We start from the raw sequence: 7,406 nt of genomic DNA, 5'->3' as shown, positions 1-7,406 counted from the left end.
CTCGCACAGGCCGGGGCGGCCGAGGCCCCCGCGCAGTCCGAACCGTCCGCGTCCGCTGGGCCTGCTGTACGCGCTCGCCCCCGCCGGGACCCCGCTGCCCGCCGACCCGGGCACCCTCGGCTTCCTGGCGCAGCACCGGCAGGAGGACGCCCCCGGCCTCGCCACCCCGCAGTGGCTCGCCCGGGCCTGCGCGGACGCCGGCGTGGAGCCGCCCGACGGCGCCTGGTACACCGCCCCCGCCCCCGAGGAAGTCCGCGCGGAGCGCCCCCGCTCCTGGGGCTCCAGCGCCCGGCTCACCGAACACGCCTACACCCAGGGCCTCCTCCCCGCCGACGACCTGCTGCACCTGCTCCCGGCGCGCGACCTGCTCCTGCTGCCCCACGACTGGCGCCGCCTGGCCTTCGCCACGGCCTGGCGCGGGGCCCTCGCCCGCCTGCTGCGCACCGAACTGGGCACCGACCCCGACGGCTGGCTCCGCCTCGCGCGCACCGCCGTGCTCTCCGCCGGCCTGGACCGCCGTGCGGACGAGGGCGGGCCCAGCTGGGCGGAGCTGCTGCGGCTGTCCCGCTCGGCGGACCCGGGATCCGGCCCCCACCTGCCGTCCGGCCCCCCTGCCCGGGGCGCGGCGAGCAGTCCCCCGAGCACCCCGGACGAGGCGCTGCGGCTGCTGGCGGGCGGCAACCGGCGATGGGTCTGGCCCATGGGCACCCTGCTGTGCCTGGCCGACGCCGAGGTCGTCGACGCGGTCCTGCCCCGCCTCGGGCCCGACGGGCCCTGGCTGCTCGCGGCGTACCTGCTGCGCCACGACCGGACGCCCCGCGTCCTCCTCGGCCGGCTGCTCGCCGGACGGGACCCCGAGGCCCTGCGCGTCCTCGCCACCCAGTCGCGGTGGCTGACCGAGGACGCCAGGGAACTCCTGGCCGACCTCGACGATCCGGCCGTGGACCTCACCCTGCTGCGCCACGGCACCACCGGCCACCTGGCCGCCCGCATCGTCACCCGCCCCCACGACCGCACCGCCGCACGGCTCGTGGCGGAGCTGCGGGCGGACCCCTCCGGCCCGCTGCCCGGGGGTCTCCTCTGGCTGCGCTCGCGTGAACCCGCCCTGATCGAGGAGGCTTTCGCCCGCCTGGCACCCGAACTGGGCTTCGTCCAGCAGGCGGTGGGCTGCCTCAACCTCCTCGAACACGGCGGGGCCGCCCGCCTCGCCGCCCTCGCCGGCCGGGACCTGCTGGGCCCGGCCGCCGTCCGGCTCTGCGCCAAGGCCCTGGGCTCGCCGGACCCGGCCGCCGTGATCCGGGCCCGCGTCGCCCGCGAACTGGCCCCCGCCAGGCTCCTCACCCGCCTGCGCCGGGGCTCCGGGCACTGGCAGGCGGCCGGCTCCGTCCTCGGGACGCCCGGGGCGGTCGACTGGCAGGCCCTGGCCGCGGCGCACGAGGAGGAGCCCATCCCGCACTGGGAGTACCTGGTCAACCTCCGTGGCGCCCCCGCCTCCCTGCGGCTCCGCTACGCCCGCCTGCTGCGTGAACCCGGCCCGGACGGCCTGCCCGACGGGCCCGAGGCCACCCGGGCCCGGGCCCGCCACGGCTTGGCCGGCCTGGCCCACTGCCCGCCCGTCACCCAGTTCGACGGCCTGCTGGCCTCGGGCCACCTGACCGGGGAGGACCTGCTGCACACGGCGGCCCCGGCCGCGCAGGTCCTCGCGTACCTGAACACGGCCCGCCGCCGCCCGGACGCCCCTCCCGGAGCGGCAGCCGCCCTGGCCGCCCTCACCGCCCTCGTCGGGACCCGCCTGGCCGCCGGCCCCGCCGCCTGGGCCAGGACCGTGTCCCGGCTGACGGGCCGTGACCCGGGCTGGGACCCGGTGTCCTCCGTCTCCGTCCTCCTGGGCTGACGGTGTGTACGTCATGTGAAGAAATGTCATTGGGGGCGTTCGGGTGGGAGTCGCAGCCACCCGCAACCGAGTGCGCAGAGTAATAACTCATCACAGCCAGTAACTACATTCGGGAGGTTCGATGGACACCACACCGACGTACGCACTGTCATCCCGCACGCCCCGCTGGGCGCTCGACCCCTACCGGTTCCCCGGCCTGGAGGGCCTGGAGGAGGCCGAGCCCCTCGGCGACCCCGGCGGCTCGCCCGCCCCGGCGCCCGCCGTGAACCCCCACTGGCCCCCGCACTGAGGCAGCCGCCGCCGGGGACGGCACCGCCCGGCCGTCCCCGGACCCGCCGCTTCGCGAATCACCCGCCGCCGCGCACCACAGGGGCTTACGATCTCGATCGGACGGTCCCGTCCCGCGACCGCCGCCCGCCCTGCACCCGTGGAGGTCAACCGTGTTCCGCACGGCCGAAGGACACCGCAGTCAGCGCAACAGCACCCGCCGAGGCCGGAGCGGCCGCTCCGGCCTCAGGGCGGCGGCCGGCGCCGCCGCCGCGGCGGGCGTGTTCCTCGCCGCCGGCTGCTCCTCCTCGGGCGACAGCGGGCCGGGGGAGGCGGCGGGCGGAGTCCCCGTGGTGCACCAGGGCAAGCTCACCACCTGCACCCACCTGCCCTACCCCCCGTTCCAGTTCGAGCAGAACGGCAAGGTCGTCGGCTTCGACGTCGCGCTGATCGACCTCGTCGCCCAGAACCTCAAGGTCGAGCAGAAGATCCTCGACACCCCGTTCGAGAACTTCAAGACCGGCGCGTTCCTGAACTCCGGGCAGTGCGACCTCGCCGCGGCGGGCATGACCATCACCGACGAGCGCAAGAAGAACGTCGACTTCTCCATCCCCTACTTCGACGCCACGCAGGCGCTGCTGGCGACCAAGAAGAGCGGCATCACCTCCCTCGACGACGTCAAGGCCAAGTCCGCCAGGCTCGGCGCCCAGGCCGGGACCACCGGCGAGAGCTACGCCAAGAGCCAGGGGTTCAACCCCGTCGCCTTCGAGAGCTCGGACGCGGTCCTCAACGGCCTGCGCACCGGCCAGGTCGACGCCGTCGTCATCGACTACCCGGTCGTCCAGGGCTGGCTGAAGGACAAGGCCAACTCCGACCAGTTCGTGCTCGGGACGAAGGCCATCGAGACCGGGGAGAAGTACGGCTTCTCCGTGAAGAAGGGCAACTCCGCCCTCCTCGCCGCCATCGACAAGGCCATCACCACCGCCAAGGCCGACGGCACCTACAACAAGCTCTACGAGCAGTGGATCGGCCCGCTGCCCCAGGTAAAGCCGTGACCTCTCGGCTGACCCGGCGCCAGCGGCGCCGCGTCTGGCAGGGAGTCCAGTACGCGGTCTTCGTGGCGGTGGTGGTCCTGGTCGGCGTCACGGCCGACTGGGACCGGCTGCAGAACCAGTTCGCGCAGAAGGACCTGGTGGCGCGGCTCTTCCCGGAGATCATCACCACCGCCCTGCGGAACACGGTGGTGTACACCTTCTCCGGGTTCGCCTTCGGCCTGGTGCTCGGGCTGGTCATCGCCATGATGCGGCTGTCCTCGGTGGCCCCCTACCGCTGGGTCGCCACCGTGTACATCGAACTCTTCCGGGGCCTGCCCGCCCTGCTGATCTTCATCTTCGTCGGGGTCGCGGTGCCCCTGGCGTTCCCCGGCACCGAGATCCCCGGAGGGACGTACGGGAAGGTCGCCCTCGGCCTCGGCCTGGTCGCGGCCGCCTACATGGCGGAAACGATCCGGGCGGGCATCCAGGCCGTGCCCAAGGGCCAGATGGAGGCGGCCCGCTCGCTCGGCTTCTCCCACGGGCGGGCCATGGCGTTCGTGATCATCCCGCAGGCCTTCCGGATCGTCATCCCCCCGCTCACCAACGAGCTCGTCCTGCTGTTCAAGGACTCCTCGCTGGTGCTGTTCCTGGGCGTCACCCTGGAGGAACGGGAGCTGACCAAGTTCGGCCGGGACCTCGCCAGCGAGACCGCCAACTCCACCCCGATCCTGGTCGCGGGCCTGTGCTACCTCCTGGTGACCGTGCCGCTGAGCTTCGTGGTGCGCCGCCTGGAGGCCCGCGCGGACAAGGCCACGTGAGGAGGACACCATGTCACGGACCACGGGAACGGCGGGGGGCACCATGGGCGCGGAGCGCGCGGAGATCGAGATCCGGGGACTGCACAAGTCCTTCGGCGACAACCACGTCCTGCGCGGCATCGACCTCGACGTGGCCCGCGGCGAGGTGGTGTGCGTCATCGGGCCCTCCGGCTCGGGCAAGTCGACCCTGCTGCGCTGCGTCAACCTGCTGGAGGAACCGAGCGAGGGCCAGGTCTTCGTCGGCGGTACGGAGCTCACCGACCCGGACGTCGACATCGACGCCGCACGCCGGCGCATCGGCATGGTCTTCCAGCAGTTCAACCTCTTCCCGCACGTGAGCGTCACCGGAAACCTCACCCTCCCGCAGCGCCGGGTCCTGGGCCGGGACAAGGACGAGGCCGCCGCGGTCGCCCGCGAGAACCTGGAGCGCGTCGGCCTCGCCGCGAAGGCCGACGCCTACCCGGCCCAGCTGTCCGGCGGCCAGCAGCAGCGCGTGGCGATCGCCCGGGCCCTGTCGATGGGGCCGGAGGTGATGCTCTTCGACGAGCCGACCTCGGCCCTCGATCCCGAACTCGTCGGCGAGGTGCTGTCGGTGATGCGGGTCCTGGCGGGGGAGGGGATGACGATGATGGTCGTCACCCACGAGATGAGCTTCGCCCGCGAGGTCGCCGACCGGGTCGTGTTCATGGACGGCGGCGTCATCGTCGAACAGGGCCCGGCGGAGCAGGTGGTGACCCGGCCGGCCCAGGAACGGACCCGTGACTTCCTCAACCGCGTCCCCCGTCGCCACCGGCCGCCGCAGCAGGTAGACGCCGGCGGCCGTGACGAGGACGGCCATGCAGGCGATGAACACCAGCCCCGCACCCTCCAGCCCGACCGGACCCACCAGCAGCCCCACACCGATCACCGGCACCGAGATCCCGAAGTACGCCACCACGAACAGCGTCGAGATCACCGCGGCACGCCGGTCCTCCGGCGAGGCCCCGGCCACCGCCGACAGCGATCCGCGGAACGCCAGCCCCTGCCCGCACCCGCCGACCACCGCGCTGAGCACCACCAGCACCAGCAGGTCCCACCGCAGGGCTCCCGCGAGCAGCGCCAGCCCGCCCAGCAGCCCGGCGCAGCCCAGCGGCAGCGAACGCCCCACCCCGAACCGGCCGACGGCCAGCTGTCCGGCGGTGGAGGAGAAGAAGGCCAGCGCGACGACCAGCCCGGTCACGGCGTCATCGTGCACCCCCAGCGATTCCGAGAGGAACGCCGGGCTCACCGAGGTGAACACCCCGAACAGCGCGAACCCCGCGAACGAGGCGATCGCCGCCGGTCCGAACACCGGCCGTACCCGCGCCGGCAGCTCCGGCCGCTGGGGCCGTACCGCGCGCAGGGAGCCCCGGTCCCGTACCGTCTCCGGCAGCCACAGCAGTACGGCGGCCGCCCCGGCCACCAGGGCGAGGTGCACGGCGAACGGCAGGTACAGCGGCCAGGGGGCGTACTGCGCGAGGACCCCGGCGAGCAGCGGGCCGCAGCCGAGGCCGCCCATGGTGGCGGCCGTCGCCACCAGCGTGGCCCGCGCCCTGCCGCCCTCCGGGGCCAGTTCGAGGACGTAGGCCGTGGCGGCTCCGGTGAACAGCCCGGCCGACAGCCCCGACAGCAGCCGGCCCGCGTACAGCCAGGGCAGGCCGGTGGCGGCCAGGAAGCAGACGGCACTGCCCGCCGCGCACCCCAGGCCCGTCAGCAGCACCGGCCGCCTGCCCACCTCGTCCGAGGCGTTTCCGGCCAGCAGCAGCACCCCGATGACCGCGAAGGCGTACACCGCGTAGACGACCGTCACGGTCAGCTCGGAGAAGGAGAACTTCTCCTGGTACAGGCCGTAGAGCGGGGTGGGGAGCGTGGTGCCGATCATGCACACGGCGAACACCGCCCCGCCGGCCAAACACTGCCGCCACCCTCGGCGATCACCGTCCATGCCGCCGACGGTAACCCCACACCCGCCCCCGCCCGGACAGGCGCGCGACGGTGGGGACCGGCGTCGGACCGGCCCCCGCGGTGGGCGCGGGTGGTCGAGATCGGCTGAGGGGTGCGCGCGGGTGTTTCCACAGGCGTTCCCGGTCCGTCCTCCAGCGGGCCTCCGGTCCCGTGCGAGCCGTGGTCCAGCCCGGCTGCGGCAGGCGCTGGCACCGTATCGGCACGGACGCGGGCCGGACGGCGTACGCACTCCACCGCCGCTCCGGCCCGGGTGGGGCGGTCCTGCCGGGCCGCCCGTCCCGCGCGAGCACGAAGCCTGCCGACCGGGAGGCCGAGAACCAAAGGAGTTCCCCTGGTGAAGACCGTTCTGATGACGGGTGCGGAGGTGCTGGTCTGATGGCGCACGACAAGGAACCCGGCCTGCTGAGGATCATGAAGGAGGACCTGGACGTCGTCGTCGCCCAGGACCCCTCCATGCGCAACCGCCGTGAGGCCCTGCTGCACGCCGCCCTGCCGGCGCTGTGGGCGCACCGCGTCGCCCACCGCCTGCACCGGCGTGGCATGCGCATGACAGCACAGCTCATCGCCTGGCAGGCCCGCCGCAAGACCTCCGTGGAGATCCACCCCGGTGCCGTCCTCGGCCGCCGGGTGTTCATCGACCACGGCGCGGCCGTCGTGATCGGCGAGACCGCGGTGGTCGGCGACGACGTGACGATCTATCACCAGGTGACCCTGGGGGCGGTCGGCTGGTGGAGCGACAACAAGCGGCCCGCCGGCGAACGCCGCCACCCGGTGGTCGGCCACAACGTCGTACTCGGGACGAACGCGACGGTCCTCGGCCCCGTCACCATCGGCGAGCACGCCGTCATCGGCGCCCAGGCCCTGGTCAACAAGGACGTCCCCCCGGGAGCCCGCGTGCTCGCCGCGACCGCCGTGATCAAGGCGGTGGGCGAGCAGCCGCAGCCCATGGAGGACCTGTACGCGGTGACGGCCTCGGCCGGCTCCTGGTAGGTCCTGCCCCCCCTCGCTTCCCCGCCTCGCACCTGCCCCCCACGAAGACTGCGTCGGCGTACGGGCGGACCGTACGACCACCCCCGACAGGCAGCCGCACGACCCGACTTGTGAGGAACCACACGTGGATAGCCGTAAGACGCGCCCCATCGCCGACAGCATCGAGGACCTGATCGGCTCGACCCCGCTGATCCGCCTCCACTTCGAGGACACCGCCCCGGGCACCCAGGTGCTGGCCAAGCTCGAGGCCGCCAACCCCATGTCCACCAGCAAGGACCGTGCCGCCCTCTACATGCTGCGGGCCGCCGAGGGGCGCGGTGAACTCACGCCGGGCAGCGGCACGGTCATCGAGGCGACCTCCGGCAACACGGGCATCTCCCTGGCCGCCCTCTGTGCCGCCCGCGGCTACCGCTGCGTCAT

General features: G+C 73.8%; 6 protein-coding genes and 2 pseudogenes. 7 read left to right on the top strand and 1 reads right to left on the bottom strand.

The features are described from left to right. The 5 genes and pseudogenes from VR44_RS22845 to VR44_RS42830 form a co-directional block, all read left to right on the top strand. Positions 1 to 1,894, top strand: a 1,894-nt coding sequence (locus tag VR44_RS22845) for a hypothetical protein (RefSeq protein ID WP_045949446.1), incomplete at its 5' end; no start/stop codon positions are given. A 121-nt stretch (positions 1,895 to 2,015) separates the two neighbouring features. Beyond that, positions 2,016 to 2,183 (top strand): hypothetical protein, encoded by a 168-nt coding sequence (locus tag VR44_RS45205; RefSeq protein WP_157880380.1) that lies wholly within the window; start codon positions 2,016 to 2,018, stop codon positions 2,181 to 2,183. A gap of 259 nt (positions 2,184 to 2,442) precedes the next feature. Continuing rightward, the gene (locus tag VR44_RS22840; RefSeq protein ID WP_045949449.1) at positions 2,443 to 3,216 is read left to right on the top strand and encodes a transporter substrate-binding domain-containing protein; all 774 of its coding nucleotides are present in this window, start codon (positions 2,443 to 2,445) and stop codon (positions 3,214 to 3,216) included. Further along, complete coding sequence (locus tag VR44_RS22835; RefSeq protein WP_045949445.1) at positions 3,213 to 4,013, top strand: amino acid ABC transporter permease; 801 nt, start codon at positions 3,213 to 3,215, stop codon at positions 4,011 to 4,013. The genes VR44_RS22840 and VR44_RS22835 overlap by 4 nt, the downstream gene beginning before the upstream one ends. A gap of 43 nt (positions 4,014 to 4,056) precedes the next feature. Continuing rightward, a pseudogene (locus VR44_RS42830) lies at positions 4,057 to 4,791 on the top strand (amino acid ABC transporter ATP-binding protein); the annotation flags it as partial. Here the strand turns inward: VR44_RS42830 and VR44_RS22830 are convergent. Next, a pseudogene (locus tag VR44_RS22830) lies at positions 4,792 to 5,976 on the bottom strand (MFS transporter); the annotation flags it as partial. 395 nt (positions 5,977 to 6,371) lie between these two features. Between VR44_RS22830 and epsC the strand changes: the two are divergent. Together epsC and VR44_RS22820 are read left to right on the top strand one after the other, a co-directional pair. After that, the gene (gene epsC / locus VR44_RS22825; RefSeq protein ID WP_094191848.1) at positions 6,372 to 6,986 is read left to right on the top strand and encodes a serine O-acetyltransferase EpsC; all 615 of its coding nucleotides are present in this window, start codon (positions 6,372 to 6,374) and stop codon (positions 6,984 to 6,986) included. Between the two features lie 124 nt (positions 6,987 to 7,110). Next, the coding region (locus VR44_RS22820; RefSeq protein ID WP_045949444.1) for a pyridoxal-phosphate dependent enzyme at positions 7,111 to 7,406 on the top strand (296 nt) is incomplete at its 3' end.

Origin of the sequence: Streptomyces katrae, assembly GCF_000966975.1 — a bacterium.
GTDB classification, from domain to species: Bacteria; Actinomycetota; Actinomycetes; order Streptomycetales; family Streptomycetaceae; genus Streptomyces; species Streptomyces katrae.
Note: the sequence above shows the minus strand (reverse complement) of the source record. Positions and strands in the feature narration are given on the sequence as shown.